At 76.2% G+C, this 408-nt stretch carries 1 protein-coding gene; it reads left to right on the forward strand.

What is annotated here, in order from left to right; all coding sequences use genetic code 11:
- Nucleotides 1–408, forward strand: a 408-nt coding sequence (locus OQ02_RS39360) for a histidine kinase (protein ID WP_033443781.1), incomplete at both ends; no start/stop codon positions are given.

A 408-nucleotide genomic window follows, 5' to 3' on the forward strand; every position in this document is an offset into this window, starting at 1 on the left:
GCCGCCACCTGCTGGCGCCTCCCCCGGGCACCGACCTCTCGCTGCGGATCACCGAGCTGACCGTCACCCGTGCCGCCGCTCTCGATGCGCACGCCGCCGAACTGCGCCGCATCGAGCGGTCACTGCACGACGGCACGCAGAACCGGCTGGTCGCGGTGAACGTGCTGCTCGGCGCCGTGCGGCGGGCCGTGGACCGTGACCCCGCCGCGGCCCACGCCGCGCTGGACCGAGCCCAGGACGCCGCCGAACAGGCACTCTCCGAGCTGCGTGCGGTGGCCCGCAGCATCCTGCCCCCGGTGCTGGCCGACCGCGGGCTCGCCGGTGCCCTGGCCGGCCTCGCGAGCAGCTGCGCCGTGCCGTGTGAGATGACGGTGGACGTACCAGGCCGGTGCGCCGCCTCCGTCGAGG

Source organism: Saccharothrix sp. NRRL B-16314, from assembly GCF_000716595.1.
Classification (GTDB): domain Bacteria; phylum Actinomycetota; class Actinomycetes; order Mycobacteriales; family Pseudonocardiaceae; genus Actinosynnema.